At 71.9% G+C, this 18,366-nt stretch carries 17 protein-coding genes; 16 read left to right on the forward strand and 1 reads right to left on the reverse strand.

The features are described 5' to 3' along the window. The first annotated feature begins 3 nt into the window (after nucleotides 1-3). From ACF07B_RS32045 to ACF07B_RS32095, 11 genes are all read left to right on the forward strand, one after another. Nucleotides 4-1,542: a sugar ABC transporter ATP-binding protein gene (locus ACF07B_RS32045; RefSeq protein WP_392181546.1), complete on the forward strand. Its 1,539-nt coding sequence runs from the start codon at nucleotides 4-6 to the stop codon at nucleotides 1,540-1,542. Continuing rightward, on the forward strand, nucleotides 1,539-2,552 hold the full coding sequence (locus ACF07B_RS32050; protein ID WP_369485800.1) for an ABC transporter permease: 1,014 nt from the start codon (nucleotides 1,539-1,541) through the stop codon (nucleotides 2,550-2,552). The genes ACF07B_RS32045 and ACF07B_RS32050 overlap by 4 nt, the downstream gene beginning before the upstream one ends. 109 nt (nucleotides 2,553-2,661) lie before the next feature. Next, nucleotides 2,662-3,627: a sugar ABC transporter substrate-binding protein gene (locus tag ACF07B_RS32055; RefSeq protein WP_392181547.1), complete on the forward strand. Its 966-nt coding sequence runs from the start codon at nucleotides 2,662-2,664 to the stop codon at nucleotides 3,625-3,627. 227 nt (nucleotides 3,628-3,854) lie between these two features. Beyond that, nucleotides 3,855-4,766, forward strand: a complete 912-nt coding sequence (locus ACF07B_RS32060) for a LysR family transcriptional regulator (protein ID WP_392181548.1) — start codon at nucleotides 3,855-3,857, stop codon at nucleotides 4,764-4,766. Nucleotides 4,767-4,917: 151 nt separating this feature from the next. Then, on the forward strand, nucleotides 4,918-5,841 hold the full coding sequence (locus ACF07B_RS32065) for a VOC family protein (protein WP_392181549.1): 924 nt from the start codon (nucleotides 4,918-4,920) through the stop codon (nucleotides 5,839-5,841). A gap of 80 nt (nucleotides 5,842-5,921) precedes the next feature. After that, the gene (locus ACF07B_RS32070; protein ID WP_392181550.1) at nucleotides 5,922-7,370 is read left to right on the forward strand and encodes an NAD-dependent succinate-semialdehyde dehydrogenase; all 1,449 of its coding nucleotides are present in this window, start codon (nucleotides 5,922-5,924) and stop codon (nucleotides 7,368-7,370) included. A gap of 5 nt (nucleotides 7,371-7,375) precedes the next feature. Beyond that, nucleotides 7,376-8,173 carry a fumarylacetoacetate hydrolase family protein gene (locus ACF07B_RS32075; protein WP_392181551.1) on the forward strand — a complete coding sequence of 266 codons (798 nt, stop codon included), beginning with the start codon at nucleotides 7,376-7,378 and terminating at the stop codon, nucleotides 8,171-8,173. Further along, nucleotides 8,170-8,541, forward strand: coding sequence for a VOC family protein (locus ACF07B_RS32080; RefSeq protein WP_392181552.1), 372 nt, complete (start codon nucleotides 8,170-8,172; stop codon nucleotides 8,539-8,541). The genes ACF07B_RS32075 and ACF07B_RS32080 overlap by 4 nt, the downstream gene beginning before the upstream one ends. Before the next feature lie 49 nt (nucleotides 8,542-8,590). After that, nucleotides 8,591-9,376: an alpha/beta fold hydrolase gene (locus ACF07B_RS32085; RefSeq protein ID WP_392181553.1), complete on the forward strand. Its 786-nt coding sequence runs from the start codon at nucleotides 8,591-8,593 to the stop codon at nucleotides 9,374-9,376. Further along, on the forward strand, nucleotides 9,373-9,960 hold the full coding sequence (locus ACF07B_RS32090; RefSeq protein WP_392181554.1) for a heme-binding protein: 588 nt from the start codon (nucleotides 9,373-9,375) through the stop codon (nucleotides 9,958-9,960). Before ACF07B_RS32085 ends, ACF07B_RS32090 begins: the two co-directional genes overlap by 4 nt. Before the next feature lie 3 nt (nucleotides 9,961-9,963). Further along, complete coding sequence (locus ACF07B_RS32095) at nucleotides 9,964-10,986, forward strand: methionine synthase II (cobalamin-independent)-like protein (RefSeq protein ID WP_392181555.1); 1,023 nt, start codon at nucleotides 9,964-9,966, stop codon at nucleotides 10,984-10,986. Nucleotides 10,987-11,131: 145 nt separating this feature from the next. On the opposite strand, the gene ACF07B_RS32100 is transcribed toward ACF07B_RS32095, so the two are convergent. After that, on the reverse strand, nucleotides 11,132-11,419 hold the full coding sequence (locus ACF07B_RS32100; RefSeq protein WP_326789629.1) for a putative quinol monooxygenase: 288 nt from the start codon (nucleotides 11,417-11,419) through the stop codon (nucleotides 11,132-11,134). A 208-nt stretch (nucleotides 11,420-11,627) separates the two neighbouring features. Between ACF07B_RS32100 and ACF07B_RS32105 the strand changes: the two genes are divergently transcribed. The 5 genes from ACF07B_RS32105 to ACF07B_RS32125 all read left to right on the forward strand — a co-directional run bounded on the left by ACF07B_RS32105 (nucleotide 11,628) and on the right by ACF07B_RS32125 (nucleotide 18,276). After that, on the forward strand, nucleotides 11,628-13,076 hold the full coding sequence (locus ACF07B_RS32105; RefSeq protein WP_392181556.1) for an aldehyde dehydrogenase family protein: 1,449 nt from the start codon (nucleotides 11,628-11,630) through the stop codon (nucleotides 13,074-13,076). Nucleotides 13,077-13,108: 32 nt separating this feature from the next. After that, entirely contained in the window at nucleotides 13,109-14,320 is a 1,212-nt protein-coding gene (lhgO, locus tag ACF07B_RS32110) for an L-2-hydroxyglutarate oxidase (protein ID WP_392181557.1), read from the forward strand. Between the two features lie 131 nt (nucleotides 14,321-14,451). Beyond that, nucleotides 14,452-15,312, forward strand: coding sequence for an amidohydrolase family protein (locus ACF07B_RS32115; protein ID WP_392181558.1), 861 nt, complete (start codon nucleotides 14,452-14,454; stop codon nucleotides 15,310-15,312). Between the two features lie 13 nt (nucleotides 15,313-15,325). After that, entirely contained in the window at nucleotides 15,326-17,059 is a 1,734-nt protein-coding gene (locus ACF07B_RS32120; protein WP_392181559.1) for a thiamine pyrophosphate-dependent enzyme, read from the forward strand. 20 nt (nucleotides 17,060-17,079) lie between these two features. Next, on the forward strand, nucleotides 17,080-18,276 hold the full coding sequence (locus tag ACF07B_RS32125) for an Ldh family oxidoreductase (RefSeq protein WP_392181560.1): 1,197 nt from the start codon (nucleotides 17,080-17,082) through the stop codon (nucleotides 18,274-18,276). Nucleotides 18,277-18,366 lie beyond the last annotated feature (90 nt).

Consider the following 18,366-nt stretch of genomic DNA (forward strand, 5'->3'; position numbering starts at 1 on the left):
GCCGTGACCCCCAGGAATCCGACACCGACGCCCGCCGGTGACGCCGGGACCGCCCGTGGACCCGTGCTCCGCGTCCGCGGCCTCACCAAGAGTTTCGGCGGGGCGGCCGCGCTCACGGACGTGGACCTCGACCTGTACCCCGGCGAAATCCACGCGCTGATGGGCATGAACGGCGCCGGGAAGTCGACGCTGGTGCAGATCCTCTCCGGAGCGCACCAGGCGGACTCCGGCACCATCGAGGTCGACGGCCACGCCCGGCACGGGCTGACCGTACGCGGGGCGCGACGGCTCGGCATCGCCTCGGTCCCCCAGCGCCGCGAACTGGCGATGGGCCTGACCGTCGCGGAGAACGTGATGCTGGGCGATCTGCCCACCCGGCGCGGCGCGGTGCGCTGGAGAGCGCTCAAGTCCGAGGCGGCGCGGGCTCTTTCCGGGCTCGGCATCGACATCGACGTGGAGCGGACCGCGGGTTCGCTGACCGTCGCCGAGCAGACCATGGTGGAGGTGGCCCGCGAGGTACGCCGCGGCGGCCGGATCCTGGTCCTCGACGAGCCGACCGCCTGTCTGAGCGCGGAAGCCGCCCGGCAGATCAGGCGGTTGGTGCGCACCCTGCGCGACGAGGGGGTGGCCGTCGTCTACATCTCGCACTACATCGACGAGGTGATGGCCGTCGCGGACCGTCTCACCGTGCTCCGCGACGGAGCGGTCGTGCGCAGCGCGCCGGCCGCCGAACTCGACCCGGAGTCACTGGTGCGCGCCATGGTGGGCCGGGACGTCGTCTCGCGGCGCGCCGAACGGCCCGCCCCCAAGGACGAGATCGGCCTCGCGGTGCGCGCCCTCCGTGACGGCCGGGCCGTCCGGGGCCTGGACGTCGAGGTGCGCAGGGGTGAGATCGTCGCGGTGCTCGGACCGGCCGGCGACGCACAGTCCCGCCTCTTCGACCTGCTCTCCGGCCGGCGCCGCCCCGACGCCGGGGAACTCCTCGTCGACGGCGCCCCGGTGCCGTTCGGCCGGGTGCACGCCTCGCTCGCCGGCGGTCTGCGCTGCGTCACGGGCGACCGGCGGGCGCTCGGACTGGTCCCGGGCATGTCCCTGGACGAGAACCTGATGCTCGCCGGCGACCGCTTCGCCCGCAGGCGACTGCACCGCCGAGGCGAACTCGCCCGCCGCGCCCGCCCGTTGCGGCGCAGCTACGGCGTCGTCTCACTCGCCGGCAATCCGCCCGTGAGCGCCCTGTCCGGCGGCAACCAGCAGAAGGTGCTGCTCGCCAAGTGGCTCCAGACCGAGCCCGCCGCCTGCTTCCTCGAAGACCCCACGAACGGCGTGGACATCGCCGCCATGGCCGACATCCACGCCCTGATCGACGACCTCGCCTCCCGCGGCGTGGCCGTGCTGCTCGCGTCCTCGTCCGCCGAGGAGGTCATGCGGCTCGCCGACCGGGTGATCGTCGTCAGCGCGGGTCGCACGGTCGCCGAGCACGACATCACCGCCATCACCCGCGACGAACTCGTCGCCACCGCACTCGGAGGTCAACCCCAGTGAGCGTCAAGACACTTCCCGATGCCCCGGGGGTCGCCGACCAGCACGGCCGGAGGCGGCCGGGGAACCGGCTCGGCGCTCTGCGCCGCGCCCCGCACACCGGCCTGACCGCCGTCCTGGTCGTCGTGGTGGTGGCCACCGTGCTGCGGACCGACGCGTTCGCCACCGACACGAACGTGATCAACATTCTGCGGCAGGTGAGCGTCACCGCCGTGATCGCCGCCGGCCTGACCCTGCTCATGACCGCGGGCGGCATGGACTTCTCCATGGGCAGCAATGTCTCCGTCACGACCGCACTCGGGGCGCAGCTGTTGTCGCACGGCCACTCCACCGTCGTCACCGTGGCCGCCACGATCGTTCTCGCCACGGCGATCGGCCTGGTGAACGGGCTGGTCGTGACGTTCACGAACGTCGCCCCGTTCGTCGTCACCCTGGCCACGGCCACCCTGCTCGACGGCGTCGCGCTGCTGGTGCTCGACAGCGTCAGCGTCTCCATCGGCACCCGGATGTTCTCGCTGGGCAACGACAAGATCCTCGGCATCCCCTATCTACTGGTCCTGGCCGTCCTGGTTCTCGTCGCGACGGCCCTGGTCATGCGGTTCACCGTGTTCGGCCGCGACGCCTACGCGATCGGCGGCAACGAGCACGTGGCCCGGCTCAGCGGCATCAACGTCACCGCGCGCAAGCTCACGCTGTACGCCCTCACCGGCGCCCTGTCCGGTCTGGCCGGGCTGATGCTGCTGTCCCGGCTCGGCTCCAGCAGCCCCGGCACGGGCGGTCTCTCCCTTCAGCTGACCGCCGTGGCCGCGGTGGTCATCGGCGGCACCTCGCTGGCCGGCGGCCACGGCACCGTGACCGGCACCGCGCTCGGCGTCGTGCTCCTCGGGGTCGTGGCCAACGCGCTGAACCTCCTTCAGGTCTCCAGCAACTACCAGCCGGTCTCCGTCGGCGGGGTGCTGCTCGTCGCGGCCGTCGCCAACGAGTTCCACAAGGCCCGGTCCGCGCGGAACTGACGCCGCCCCGGCCGCGTATCCATCCCCCGCACTCCGCGGGCGATTTCCCTCTCTCCGATTTCCGCGTGCGCTCCCCCCTGCCCTCGCCCGTCATGAAAGGCGTACGACCATGAGACTTTCCGCCCGTTCCCGCCGCGCACTGATCGCCGCGGCAGCCGGCACCACCCTGGTGCTGAGCGGCTGCGCGAAGAACGACAACACCGCTTCGGCCGGGGCGAGTTCCGGCTCCGTCACCCTGGGATTCGTCAACGGCGCCGACACCGCGTTCCACACGTGTCTGCAGAAGGCCGTCGAGCAGACGGCGACGTCGGAAGGGGCCAAGGTGTACACGGCCAATTCCCACCAGAACGCGGGAACCGAACTGTCCAACATCGAGGACATGATCTCCCGCGATGTCAGTGCGCTGATCGTGCAGACCGTCAACGTCGACTCGCTCGACGGTGACATAGCCAAGGCCAAGGCCTCCGGCATCCCGATCTACCTGACCTCGGTCGCCCCCAACGACGCCAACGGCATCCTGGGCGCGGCCGTCGTCGACCTCCAGAAGGTGGGCGCCCTGGACGCCGACTGGGTCGTCAAGGACGCCGCCGGCAAGGACGTGAAGGTCGGTGTCGTCGCGGGCGCGCCCGGTGCCGCCTCCGACCTCCTCGTGGGCGGGTTCACCAACGAGCTGCCGTCCACCGCGAAGGTCGTCGCGAACCAGCCCGGCATGTTCAACCCGGTCAAGGCCCAGGAGGTCGCCGAGAACATGATCCAGGCGCATCCCGACCTGGACTACGCCTTCGTCGCCAACGAGGAGATGGGCTTCGCCGTCCGCAAGGCGTTCGACGCGGCCGGCGCCAAGGACGTCAGGATCGTGACCGTCAACGGCACCGACGAGGGGCTGGCCGCCGTGAAGGACGGCCGCTTCTCCGCGACGGTGGCCAACTCGGCCATGGTCATCGGGCAGACGGCGGTGAAGAGCGCCATCGATCTGCTGGGCAGAGAAAAGGTTGACAAGATTGCCAACATTCCACTTCTCTTGGTCACCAAGGACAACCTGACCAAGGCCCCGCAGTACTGCCCCACGTCGTAGCGCCCGCACGGTGAGCGGCGCCTTCCTCAGCGCGTCCCGAGCCGCCCGTCACGCCGTCCCCGGAATGTCCTCACAGAGCCGCTCGTCAGGGCATTCCGGACCGGCGCGAACCGGGCCCGTACGGCAGTGAGGCCTGCCCCGGGGAAGGAAGTACCGCCCGCACACCCGAACGACCGGCACCGCCGCCGGGGCCCACCCCTGGCCGTCGTGGGCCTCCGGAGGAAAACATGGACCGCTTGCTCCTCATGCACAGCTTCGTCACCGTCGCACAGGTCGGCAGCTTCAACGGCGCCGCCAAGAAGCTGGGCTCCTCCGGCTCCCTGGTGTCGCGCCATGTCGCCGAACTGGAACGGCAGGTGGGCGTCAGGCTGGTCAACCGCACGGCCCGTTCCGTCAGTCTCACCGAACCCGGCCAGCGTTACGCCGACTTCGCCGCGCGCATCCTGGAGGAGATCGAGGCCGAGGACGCGGGGATAGCCCAGCTGCACGACCGCGCCGAGGGCGCTCTCAGCATCATCTGCCCCAAGTGGATCGGGAGTCTGGATCTCGGTGACGCGATCGCGGCGTTCTCCGCCTCCCACCCCAAAATCCAGGTCCGCTTCGAATTGGGAGGCATGTCCGACCGGACCTACGACTTCCTCGACAGCGGATTCGACGTGGCCTTCCACACCCGGGACCTGAGGGACTCCAGCGTCCGGCTCAAGAAGATCGCCTCACTCCCGTTCGTCCTGTGCGCCTCCGAGGAGTACCTCGAACGAGGCGGCCCGCTCACCGAGCCGAACGAGATCGCCGCCCACGAGTGCCTCGTGCACGTCAACGACCCGGTCTGGCGCATCGGCCACGGCCACGCCTCCACCCTGCACAAGATCCGCAACGTCGCCTTCTCGTCGAACTCCTACATCGCCCTGCAGAAGGCCGCCGTGCACGGGCGCGGTATCGCCCTGCTGCCCCAGCGGCCGGCGTACGACGACCTCATCTCGGGCGCCCTTCAGGTCCTGCTGCCCGAACTCGCGGTCCCCGAACGCCCCTTGTACGCGATCTACGGCCCCGGACAGGGCACTCCGCGCAAGGTCAGCGTATTCCTGGATTTCCTCACCACGTGGTTCTCCCAGAATCCCATTCCGACGATCCGTTCCTGAAAGACGTCCGCACGGAACCGCCCGTACGGAGAAGTCCGCACGGCGTTCTCCGGCCGCAAGAAACGATTGCGCATTCGGTCGAGGCTGGACCGTTGAGCCCGCCGCCGCCCGAAACCTACGCTCACCAGGCGACCCGCGAAACGAGGAACCCATGGGAATCCAGAGAATCGAATCGGTCACCTACAGCATCGACGACCTCGGCGAATGCGCCCGGTTCTTCGACGACTTCGGGCTCTTCGCGCTGGAACGGACCGACGAACACGCCGTGTTCGAGACCCGCACCGGCCAGACCCTCCACCTCGACACCGCACCGGGCGCGTCGCTCCCGCCCCCGGTGGAGGACGGGCCCACCCTGCGGGAGGTGGTCTGGGGCGTCGACACCCCCCAGGAGCTGGAGCGCCTGGTCGCCGCGGCCGGCCGCGACCGCCCGGTCCGGCAGGACGCCGCAGGTGTGTTCCACACCGTGGACGAGACCGGCTTCGGAGCCGGCCTGACCCTCGCCCGGCCCCGCCCCGCCGACGTCACCCCCCGGCCCGCCAACGCGCTGGGCAGCGTCACCCGCTGGAACACCGCGCTGGACCCGATCACCCGCGTACACCCGCTGCGCATGTGCCATGTGGCGCTCAACATCCCCAAGGAGGGCCGCGAGGAGGCCGTCGCCTTCTACGTGGACCGCCTCGGCTTCCGGCCGACCGACGTCGTCGAACCCATGGGCGTCTTCATGCGGGCACCGGGCGACGACGACCAGCACACCATGCTGCTCTGCCACCGCCCCGACAAGGCCGGCGTCAACCACATCGCCTACGAGGTGCCCGGCTTCGACGACGTCGTCGAGGGCGGCAACCACATGATCGACCGGGGCTGGCGCGAGGCCCGCAGACTCGGCCGCCACACGGTCGGCTCCAACGTCTTCCGCTTCGTGCACGCGCCCTGCGGCGGGCGCGTCGAGTACGCCGCCGACATGGACCGCGTCGACGACTCGTACGAGACGCGCGTCCACACGGCCACCCCGCCGCACCACATCTGGGCCCTGCGCACCAACCGAGACCAGCAGGACGCCGCCCCCGCCTCCTGACCCGCGCTCCGCCCGCCGCCCCGGCCCGAGCGCCGTGGGCTCCCATCGTCTCGTCCGCCGGCCTGAGAGGGCTCCCACCCATGACCACCGACCACGGCTATCCCGCCGTCCGCCTGTACATAGCGGGCCAATGGTGCCCAGGCGGCACCGGACGCGCCGCCCCGATCGTCAACCCGGCCACCGAAGAGGTGATCGGAGAAGTCCCCCTCGCCACCACCGACGACCTGGACCGCGCCCTCGACGCCGCCGCGCGGGGATTCAGGACCTGGCGCGACACCCCCGTCGCCCGGCGCACCGCGATCCTGCACACCGCCGCCGACCTGCTCACCGAGCGGGCCGCCGAGGTCGGCCGGATCATGACCCTCGAACAGGGCAAGCCCTTGACCGAGGCCACCGGGGAGGCCCGCCGTGTCGCGGACACCCTGCGCTGGCACGCCGACGACGCCCGCCGCGCCTACGGCCGCATCATCCCCTCCGCCCCGGGCACCCTGCTGTCCGTACGCCGTGAACCGATCGGCCCCGTCGCCGCGTTCGTCCCCTGGAACTTCCCGGCCGGCGGACCGATGCGCAAGATCTCCTCGGCCCTCGCCGCGGGCTGCTCCATCGTCATCAAGGCCTCCGAGGAGACCCCGGCCACGGCCGCCGCCCTCGTCGGCTGCTTCGTGGACGCGGGCCTGCCGGCCGGCGTCCTCAACCTCGTCTTCGGCGAACCGGCCGAGGTCTCGGCCCACCTGATCGCCTCACCCGTCATCCGTCTCGTCGCCTTCACCGGCTCGGTCCCCGTCGGCAGACTGCTGGCCGCCGCCGCGGGCGAGGCCATGAAGCCGTCCCTGATGGAGCTCGGCGGCCACGCCCCCGTGATCGTGTGCGCGGACGCCGACCCCGCCCGCGCCGCCCGCCGCGCCGCCCAGGCCAAGTTCGCCAACGCCGGCCAGGTCTGCACCTCGCCGAGCCGCTTCCTCGTCCACGAGGGCCTCGTCGACGACTTCACCGCCGAGTTCGTGAAGGCGGCCGAGGCGGTCGTCGTCGGCGACGGCCTGGCCGAGGGCACGACCATGGGCCCCCTCGCCAACGAACGCCGGCTGCGGGCGATGGAACGGCTGACCGCCGACGCCGTACGCCGTGGCGCCACGGTGCGCACCGGCGGCGAACGGCTCGACCGCGCCGGCTACTTCTTCGCGCCGACCGTCCTCACCCACGTACCGCCGGACGCCGACCTCATGCGCGAGGAACCGTTCGGGCCGCTCGCGCCCATCACGGCGTTCAGCGACCTCGACGCGGCGCTGCGCACCGCGAACGAACTGCCCTACGGGCTCGCCGCGTACGCCTTCACCGAGTCCGCGGCCACCGCGGAACACCTGGTGCGCGAACTGGAGGCGGGCATCCTCTCCGTCAACCACTGCGGCGGCTCGGTCCCCGAGGCGCCCTCGGGCGGCGTCAAGGAGAGCGGTTACGGCAGGGAGGGCGGGCCCGAGGCGCTGGAGGCCTATCTGGTCACCAAGCGCGTCTCCCACCTCCTGGCGGGCTGAACACCATGAGGTACACCCGTGTGTCGGCCGGCGGTCGAGCGGTCTGGGGCCGCGTGGGGGAGGAGGACGTCGAGCTGCTGTCCGGATCCCCCCTGGAGGCCATGGACCGGCACGGGTACGACGATCCCGGCCTCACCGTCATCGGCACCGTGCCCCGGACCGAGGCCGTCTGGCTGCCGGTCGTCGTCCCGCCCGTGTTCTACGCCGTGGGCCTGAACTACCCACGCCACATCGCGCATTGCGGGGCCGAGATCCCCGCACGCCCCGAAGTGGGCTACCGCGCCAACAGCGCGCTGACCGGCCACGGATCGCCCATCGTCAAACCGGCGGACGTGTCCGGCCGGTTCGAGGCCGAACCCGAGCTCGTCGCCGTCATCGGCCGTACGCTGCGGCACGCCACGTACGAGGAGGCCCGCTCCTCGGTCTTCGGCTGGACGATCGGCAACGACGTCAGCGCCCGGGACTGGCAGCGGCGCGACCGCACGTTCTGGCGCAGCAAGAACAGCGACACGTTCAAGCCGATGGGTCCCTGGATCGAGACGGACGTCGACGCCCTCGCGCAGACGACGACGCTCCGGGTCAACGGCGAGGAACGGGCCGCCTTCCCGACCGGCGACATGGTCTTCGACCCGTACGACTACATCGTCGAGATCACCCGGCACATCACCATGCGCCCCGGCGACGTGCTGTGGATGGGCGCCGAGTCGACCTGCCGGATCGAGCCCGGGGACACCGTCGACATCGAGATCAGCGGTATCGGCGTGCTCTCCAACCCCGTACATCCAGAAGGGAATTCCGCATGAGCAAGGCTCCGCGCTACATCCACCACGTCAACTTCCCCACCACCGACCCCGAGCGCACCGCCGCGTGGTACACGAAGGTCTTCGGGATGAAGCGGATCATGCCCAAGTCCAACACCCGGGTCGTCCTGATGACCCGCGGCAACTTCGACCTCCACTTCACCCCGGTCGAGCAGATGGAGCGCATGGCGCCCTACCACTTCGCCGTCGAGGTCGACGACTGGGACGAGTTCCTCGCCCATCTGAAGGACCTGGGCATCCGGCACACCCGCCCCATCGAACGCCCCGAGAACCAGTCCAAGTTCTGCTACATCCACGACCCCGACCACACCATGATCGAGCTGGTCTTCCACGGCAGGCGCACCGACTGAGCGCGCGCGGCCCGGATTCCCTTCCCCCGTACCTCCAGGAGTTCCCTCCATGCCTTTCGCCGACTCCGACGGCACCTCCCTCTACTACGAGCGTCACGGCAGCGGCCCTGCGATTCTCTTCGTGCACGGCAGCGGCGGCAACCACGCCGCCTGGTGGCAGCAAGTGGCCGCGCTGCGCGACGAGTTCACCGTCGTCACCATGGACCTGCGCGGCTTCGGCAAGTCCGACTCCTCCATGCCGGAGTTCGACGGCCAGGACTTCCCCGGCGACGTGCTCGCCGTCCTGGAGGCCGAGGACCTCACCGATGTGATGCTGGTGGGCCAGTCCATCGGCTCGGTGGCCGCCCTGCGCGCCGGTCTGCTGCGCCCCGACCGGGTCGGGGCCGTCGTCCTCGGCCACTCCCTCGGCGGCATCAGCCACCCCGAACTGCGCGAACTGGCCGCGGCCGACCGCGCCGAGGCCGTCAAGCTGCCCGTCATCGACCGGTTGCTCACCCGGCGCTTCCAGCGCGAACACGCCGACCGCACCTTCCTCTTCCAGCAGATGGGCACCTTCAACGTCGCCAGGATGGCCGACCTGCGCAACCTCGACACGGACGGCCCCTCCTTGCGGGACATCGAGGCGTCGGGCGTCGAGATCGCCTTCCTGCTCGGTGAGAAGGACGCGGTGCTCAGCGTGAAGACCGTGACCCGCGCCCACGAACTGCTCCCGGGCTCCCGCCTGGAGATCGTCCCGGAGGCCCCGCACTCCATGTACTGGGAGACACCGGGCCCGTACAACCGGGCCGTCGCACACCTGCGCCGCACCCTCGGACAGAAGAAGGAACCCGCATGAACAGCCTCACCCTCGCCGCCGCCGACGAGATCGTCGCCGCCGCGCTGAAGCGGGCCCAGGCGCTCGGGAAGGCGGTCAGTGTCGCCGTGGTGGACGCTGGCGGCTTCGTCGTCAGTGTCCGCCGCTGCGACGGCGCCCGCCCCCTCACCCCGGACATCGCCCGTGCCAAGGCGTACACCGCGGCCGTGATGCAGCGCCCCGGAAAGATGCTGAAGAAGTGGCAGGAGAGCCAGCCGGTCTTCTTCGCGCAGCTCTCCCAGCTCCCGGGCGCCGCCCTGCCCATCATGGCCACCGAGGGCAGCGTCACCATCAAGAAGGACGGCGAGATCATCGGCGGACTCGGCATCGCGGGCGGCACCGCGGACGAGGACCAGCGGGTCGCCGACGAGGTCCTCGCATCCCTCGGCTACGAACTGGAGTTCGCGGCCTGGGGTGTCGCGGGCACGGCGCCAGGCGACCACGGGAGAACAGGGAGCGCCGCGCACGCCGAGCAGGCACGGAACGCCGACGGCGCCGAGCAGGCACGGAGCGCGGACAACACCGAGAAGGCACGGAACGCCGAGAACACCGAGAAGGGTGCCTGAGCCATGGCGGACACGTTCAATTACCGCATCGACCACCACGGCAGCCTGGTCCGCCCGGCCGGCCTCACGGACCCGGGCGACGATCCCGCGGCCCTGGACGACGCGGTCAAGGAGGCGGTGGCCCTCCAGCGCAGGGTGCGGTCCACCGTCGTCACGGACGGAGACTTCCCGTGGGAGGACTTCCGCGGTGCCGTCCTCGGTTCCGTCTCAGGCTTCCGCCGCACCGGCGACACCGGACCCGACGGACTGTCCCGCTGGGTGGCCGAGTCCCCGCCCAAGGCAGACGGCCCCCTGGTGGCCGACCGGGCGGCCCGGCTGGCCGAGCTGACGGTGATCGCGCCCAAGGTGTCCCTGCCGTCCCCGGCCTACCTCGCCGCCACCACCTTCGACCCCGCCCTCGCGGGTTCCGGCGGTCCCGCCTCGGCCCGCGAACTCGGCGAGGCCCTGGCGGAGATCATCCACGCGGAGATCGGCCTGCTCGTCGCCCGCGGCGTCCGGCTGGTCCAGTTCGACAACCCCCTGCTCCTCGGCCACATCGCGGCCGAACCGGCCACCGCCGGCGCGCTGACCTTCGAGGACATGCTCGCCGTGGACGCACTCGCGGTGCGCCTGGACGAGCGCCCCGAGGGCGTACGGATCGGCGTCTGCCCCGGCTGGCGGGCACCGGACGCGGTGAACCGGGCCAGGGCCGAGCGGCTGTACGGCGACCTCCCGGCCGACCGCTGGATCCTCCCGTACGACCAGGGGACGGCCGCCGAACTCGACCTGCTCAGGGCACTGCCGGAGGACCGGGACGCGTGCCTCGGGGTCGTGGACGCGACCACGCCCGCGCTGGAGGAGATCGACACGGTGCTGGCCCGCATCGACGCCGGGGCCGAGATCAAGGACATCGAGGACATGGCCCTCTCGCCGTCCCGCGGCTTCGCCGACGTCGCGACGCGACCGCTCCTCGGCGCCGAGGACCAGCGCCGCAAGCTGGTCCTCGTGGAGACTCTCGCCCGCTACTGCTGGGGCAACGAGTTCTGACCCGGTGGCCGGTGCCGGCCGGGAGCCACGAGAGGCCTCCCGGCCGGCGGGTGCGGCGGACCGCCGGCCCCCGGCCGACGTGTTCAGAGCACCGCCGGCCCCCGGCCCACGTGTTGAGAGCGCTGCCGGCTCCCCGGCCGGCGGTTCACAGCACCTCGGCGAACGTCACCGTGCGTTCCGTGAGCAGCGGCAGGACGACGCCCACGATGAACTCCGTGAAGTGATCCGCCGCCCGGTGCGCCTCGAAGCCCGCGCGGTCCGTGTACCGCTCGTAGAGCACGAACGACCCCGGCCGGTCCACCTCGGCGTGCACCTCGTAGGCGAGGTTCGCCGGCTCGCCGGGGGTGAGTTCGCGCATCTTCAGAAGCGCCGCGCGCACGGTGTCCGCGTCGGCGGGCGCGCAGCGGTAGTGGGCGACGACGGCGAGAGCCATGGGTTTCCTCCGTAGGAGCGGGGTCGTCGGGCCCGCCGATTCCAGCACGAGTGCCCTGATGGGCGACCCGCACGGCGCGCAAGCAATGTCTGCCGCCGCGGGACTGGCCGACCGGGCCCCCGCTCGTGTGTTGTCGGTGCGGCCCCTGAGGCCGTCCCACCCGGTTGACCGCGGCCCCGCACCGCGGCGGACGAGAGAAGTGATCGTGATGCGAACCCTGGAAACCCTCCTCGGTGGGGAGTGGGTGGCGACCGGCGCGTGGATCGACGTCCACGACCCCGCCGATCTGCGCGCCCCCGTGGCCCGCGTTCCCGCGCTGAGGGCCGCCGATGTCACCGACGCCTACGACCACGCCGAGCGGGGCTTCGCCGTCTGGAAGCGCACCAGCCCCTTCGAGCGCGCCCGGATCATGACGGACGCGGCCCGGCTGCTGCGCGAGCGCGTCGCGGAGATCGCCGAGGACCTCAGCACCGAGATGGGCAAGACCCGCGCCGAGGCGACCGGAGAGACCGTCAAGGCGGCCGACTTCCTCGACTACTACGCGGGACTCGCCCGCCAGGGCTACGGCACGCTCGTGCACGACGTACGCCCGGACACCCGCACCCACCACCAGCGTGAAGCGCTCGGTGTCGTCCTCGCGATCACCCCCTGGAACGACCCGCTGATCACCCCGGCCCGCAAGCTGGCCCCCTGCCTCGCGGCGGGCAACGCGGCGATCCTCAAGCCGGCCACCGACACCCCCCAGGCCGCCCTGCACCTGGCCCGCGCCCTGCACGACGCGGGGCTGCCCGCCGGTGTCCTGGGCGTGGTCACCGGACGCGGCGCGGACATCTCCGAGGCACTGCTCGGCGACCCGCGCCTCGCCGCGGTCACCTTCACCGGCAGCAACGAGGTCGGCGAGGGCCTGCGGTCCGCGCTCGCCCACACGAACGTCCGCTTCCAGGGCGAACTGGGCGGCAAGAACGCCACCGTGGTCCTCGCCGACGCCGACCTGGGGGCCGCCGCCAGGGCCGTGGCCGCCGCCGGATTCGCCCAGGCGGGCCAGCGCTGCACGGCCACCAGCAGGGTCATCGTCGAGCGGCCCGTGTACGAGGAGTTCACCGCGCTGCTGCTCGCCGAGACCGCCACCCTGCGCGTCGGACCGGGACTCGCCCCCGGCACCACGATGGGGCCGCTGGTCAGCGCCCGGCAGCGGGACGGTGTCCTCGCCGACATCGAGCGCGCGGTCAAGCAGGGCGCGACGGTCCTCGCCGGCGGCGACAGGCCCGCGGACGAGGCCCTGAGCCACGGCTGTTACGTGAACCCGACCGTGCTCGCGGACGTGGCCCCGGACCTCGACATCTGGCGCGAGGAAGTGTTCGGACCGGTCGTCGCGCTGCGCGCGGTGGACTCCTTCGACGAGGCGGTCGAGGCGGTCAACGACTCGGTCTTCGCTCTCGCGGCCGCCGTGTTCACCCAGGACCTGGGCGCCGCCCACCGGTTCGCGGACGAGGCGGAGTGCGGCCAGATCGCGGTGAACACCACCACCTCCGGCTGGGACGTCCACCATCCGTTCGGGGGCTTCCGCGACTCCGGCTCGCCGTTCAAGGAGCAGGGCGAGGAAGGGCTGCGCTTCTACACCCGGGTCAAGACCGTCGCCATCCACTTCGGTGCCTGACGCGGCCGTGGACGACAAGGAGAGGAGAGCGGATGGCTGACGAGACGATCGCCGTCGTCGGCGCGGGAATCGTGGGTCTGGCCACGGCACGGGAGATCGCCCTGCGCCGGCCCGGGACGCGGGTCGTGGTCCTGGACAAGGAGCAGGAGGTCGCCGTCCACCAGACCGGTCACAACTCGGGCGTGGTGCACGCCGGCATCTACTACCGGCCGGGCAGCCTCAAGGCCCGCCTGTGCACCCGGGGCATGGCGATGATCCGCGCGTACTGCCAGGAACGGCGGCTGCCCTACGACGAGTGCGGCAAGCTCGTCGTCGCCGTCTCGGACGACGAGGTGCCTCGTCTGGAGGCCCTGCACGCCACGTCCCTGGAGAACGGGGTGCCGGGCCTGCGCCGCGTCCACGCGGGCGAGATCCATGAGATCGAGCCGTACGCGGTGGGCCGGGCGGCCCTGCACTCCCCGCACACCGCCATCACCGACTACACCGCCGTCGCCCGGTCGTTCGCCCGGGACGTCGTGGACTCCGGCGGCGAGGTGCGGCTCGGCTTCCCGGTGACCCGCGTCACCCGCCTCACCGGCGGCGGCATCGAGGTCGCCTCCGGCGCCGAAACCCTGCGGGCCGGCCGCCTGGTCCTCTGCGCGGGACTCCAGAGCGACCGTGTCGCCCGGCTCGCCGACGACGGGGACGAGCCGCGCATCATCCCGTTCCGCGGCGAGTACATGACCGTCACACCGAGCAGGGCGCACATGGTCCGCGGCCTCATCTACCCCGTGCCCGACCCGCGTTACCCCTTCCTCGGCGTGCACTTCACCCGCCGCGTCAGCGGCGAGGTGGAGGTGGGACCCAACGCCGTCCTCGCCCTCGCCCGCGAGGGATACCGCCGCTCCGACGTCGACCTCCGCGAACTCGCCCGCATCGCCCGCTTCCCCGGCATGTGGCGTCTCGCCAGGGAACACTGGCGTACCGGCGTCAAGGAGATCCGCGGCTCCCTGTCGGCGGAGGCCTACATGAAGGCCGCCAGGGCGTACGTCCCCGCCCTCCACGCCACCGACGTGGTGCGCGGCGGGGCCGGCGTACGCGCCCAGGCGCTCGGCAGGGACGGCTCGCTCGTGGACGACTTCGTCATCCATCAGGCCGGTGGCGTCACCGCCGTACGCAACGCGCCCTCGCCCGCCGCGACCTCCTCGATGGCGATCGCGGAACACATCGCCGACACCGTCCTCGGCGACACCCGCGCAACCTGAACATGCCCCGTGCGCAGCGGACTTCCGTGCAAGAACTGCTTGCGCCCCCAGCGCTCGGCAAAGGCCTTCCGCCGACCTAGCGTTCCCTCCGCACCACCCCGGCACCCCTCCGCAGAGAAACGGCAGATGACATGTTCGTTGTCGACACCCAGATCCACATCTGGAAGGAAGAGACCCCGGACCGCCCCTGGGTCCCCGGCGCACGGGAGCGCATCCGCCTCAACGGACACCGCGAGGACCCGTTCTCCTACGACGAGGCCCTCGAGCTCATGGACGAGGCGGGCGTCAACCGGGCGCTGATCCTGCCCCCGTCGTGGGAGGGCAACCGCATCGACTACGCCCTCGAAGCGTGCGAGGCCCACCCGGACCGCTTCGGCATCATGGCCCGTGTCCCGCAGGACGACGCCGTCGAGGGCACCGCGATGCTGAAGGACTTCGCCCGGAACCCGTACATCAAGGGGACCCGGCTCACCTTCCACCGTCCGCAGGACCGCAACTGGATGATCGACGGCACCAACGACTGGTACTGGCCGATCGCCGAGGAACTCGGCATCCCCACCATGGTCCACGCCCCGATCTGGAAGCGCGAGCTCGGCGAGATCGCCGCCAAGCACCCGGGCCTGAAGATCATCATCGACCACATGGGCATCATGGCCCGCTGTGTGGACGACGCGATCGGCTACTGGGTCCAGGAGACCGCCGACCTGGCCGTCCACCCGAACATCTACGTCAAGGTCTCGGCGCTCCCCGGCTACTCGACGCAGCCCTTCCCGAACAAGAACATCGAGAAGTACGTGCGCGAGATGGTCGACAAGCTGGGCCCCCAGCGGTGCTTCTACGGCACCGACATCACCCGCCTGCTCGGTCACGGCATCACCTACACCGACACCATCGAGCAGTTCACCCAGCACTGGGACTTCACGCCCGAGGAACTGGAGTGGATTCTGGGCCGCGGTATCTCCGAGGTCCTCGACTGGCCGATCGAAGGCTGAGGGCGCACCGGAGATGACGGACACCGAGAACACACCGGGTGCCGGCGGCAAGGACGGCGGTGAGGCGCTCGTGTCGGCCTTCAACGCCGTCGGCGCCGACTACGTCTTCTGCTCGTCGGGGTCGGAATGGGCCCCGGTCTGGGAATCCCTGGCCCGGCGTCACCGCGACGGCGAGCCGGCCCCCCAGTACCTGGACCTCACCCACGAGACGGTCGCCGTCGGGATGGCCACCGGCTACGGCCTGCTCGCCCGCCGCCCGCAGGCGGTGCTCCTGCACGCGGCCCCCGGGCTGCTCCAGGGCTCCATGGCGGTCCACGGCGCCCTGCTGGCCGGCGTCCCCATGGTGGTCGCCTCCTCCGAGTCGACCACCTACGGCGACGGACCCGGACAGGACCCCGGCGGTCAGTGGTACCGCAACCTGTCCGTCGTCGGCGGACCGCACGGCATCGCGCGGCCGTTCACCAAGTGGTCCAACGAGGCCGCCGGGGTGCACACCCTGCCCGCCATGGTCACGCGGGCCGCCGAACTGGCATGGCGGGCACCGGCCGGGCCCGCCTACCTCAACGTCCCGCTGGAGATCCTGCTGGAGGAGTGGGACGGCCGCGAGGCCAAGCCCGTCGTCCCACCGGGCTCGACCCACAGTTCCCCCGAAGAGGCCGACGCCGTAGCCGAGTTGATCCGCGAAGCGTCCGTCCCGGTGATCGTCACCGAGACGGCGGGCCGTGAGGCGGGCGGCTTCGAGGCCCTGGTCGCCTTCGCCGAGGCCTGGAATCTCCCGGTCGTCGAACCCGACTCGGCGGTGTGCGGCAACTTCCCGCGCACCCACCCCCTCCACGCGGGCTCGGACATCGGTCCCTGGATGGACGAGGCGGACCTCATCCTCCTGGTCAACTGCCGCGCTCCCTTCTATCCGCCGTCGCGCCGCCCGTCCAAGGCGCGGATCGTGGTCATCGACGAGGTTCCGCAACGCCCGCACGTCGCCTACCAAGTGCTCTTCGCCGACCGCTATCTGGAGGGAAACGTCACCAACACCCTGCGCCAGCTCGCCAAGCGGGCGCACCCGGGGCCGCCGGACGCCGGGGCCACGGCCGCTGTCACCGCGCGCCGCGCGGAGCACGAGGAGCGGCACGCGGACGAACAGGCCGCCATCGCGGCCACCGAGGCGAAGGCGGCGCGGTCCGAGGGCGTCGACCCCGTGCACCTCGCCGCCACCCTGCGCACCCTCCTGGACGGGCAGGACGCGATCGTCGTCGACGAGACGATCACGCACAGCCGTGTCGTCAAACGCCATCTGCGGACCTCCGAGCCCGACGCCTACTTCTACGTCCAGGGCGGACTCGGCCAGGGCATCGCGGTCGCGCTCGGCGTCAAACTCGCCGCGCGGGAGCGGCCCGTGGTCCTCACGATCGGCGACGGCGCCTTCGCGTACAACCCGGTCATCCCGTCGTACGACGCCTCGAACGCGTACGGTCTGCCGCTGCTGATCGTGGTCTTCAACAACCGTGTCTACAAGTCGATGAACCTCAACCATCGCAGGTTCTACCCGGAAGGCGCGGCGGCCGAGACCGGCGAGTGGCTGGGCACCGACCTGCGCCGGCTGCCCCGGCTCGCCCAGTTCGCCGAGCCGTTCGGCATGCACTCCGAGACCGTCGACGTGCCGGACGCGCTCGCCCCCGCCCTGGAGCGCGCGCTCAAGGCCGTGGCGGAGGGCACCACCGCCGTCGTCGACGTCCTCGTCACCCGCTGATCCAGGAGGCACCCGCCACCATGACCGACACCCCGACGCCCAAGCCGGGCACGGTGCTCGTCCCCGCCGAGGAGCTCCGCGGATTCGCCGCGGCCCTCCTGGAGAAGGGCGGCCTCGGCCCCGAGCACGCCCGTACCACCGCCGACGTGTTCGTCTGGGCCGCGCTGCGCGGCGTGGACTCCCACGGCACCGCGCGTGTCCCCGCCTATCTGGAGCTGCTCTCCAAGGGAGTGGCCAACGCCCGTCCCGAGATCTCGGTCGAGTCGAGCACCCCGGCCGTCGCCGTCCTCGACGCCGACCGCGCGCCGGGCCCGGTGGCCCTCACCGCCGCCGCCGAGGAGGCGGTCACCCGGGCCCGGGCGAGCGGCATCGCGGCCGTCGGGGTACGCCGTACCGTGCACACCGGCGCCATCGGCTACTACGTCTCGAAGATCGCCGAACAGGGCCTGATCGGCATCGCGTTCGTCGCCGGCATGCCCAACATGGGCTACACCGGCGCCAAGGGCGCGGCGGTCGCGACCAGCCCGCTCGCCGTCGCCGTGCCGGCGAGGAGCCATGCCCCGCTCCTCCTCGACATGGCCACCGCCACCATCGCGCTGGGCAGGATCCGCCAGGCCCGGGCGAACGGAACCCCGCTGCCCGAAGGCGCCGCCGCCACCGGGGACGGCACCCCCACCACCGATCCGGAGAAGGCGGTCATGCCGCTGCCGCTGGGCGGCGCCAAGGGGTCCGGCATGTCGCTCGCCTTCGAGCTGCTGACCAGCGTCCTCGTCGGCGCGCCCATCTTCGCCGCTTTCCACTCCGACGATCCCGAAGGCCGCAGGCACCGCCAGAACGCGCTGATCGTCGCCATCGACCCCGCGGCCTTCGGCGACGCCGACGAGTTCACCGCGGCCGTCGACGCCACGCTCGCCACGCTGAAGGCGCTGACTCCGGCGGACGGGGCGCGGGGCGTGTTCTACCCGGGGGAGGGGCGCGCCGCGGGGGCGGGGCGGGGCGCGGGGGGGGGGGGGGCCCGGGGCGGCCACGGGTGGGGCGGACGGAACCGCGGCGCGGCCGGGGGGGGGGGAACCGGTGTGTCGGGGGGGGGGGCCCCCGGGGGGGGGGGGGGGGGGGGCCCCGCGGGGGAGGGGGTGCCCGTGGCGGCCAAGGTGTGGCGCGAACTGACCGAGAGCGCGGCCGGGTTCGGCGTCACCGTGCCCGAGGTTCAGGGGTAGTCCTCCGGAAGTCCTCGTACCCCGGGCGGCCCCGTGGCGGCGCCCGCCCACAAACGGCGGCCGGGGCCCCGGCCCCCACCCCGGGCGGGC

Source organism: Streptomyces sp. NPDC015532, assembly GCF_043078065.1.
Lineage (GTDB): Bacteria > Actinomycetota > Actinomycetes > Streptomycetales > Streptomycetaceae > Streptomyces.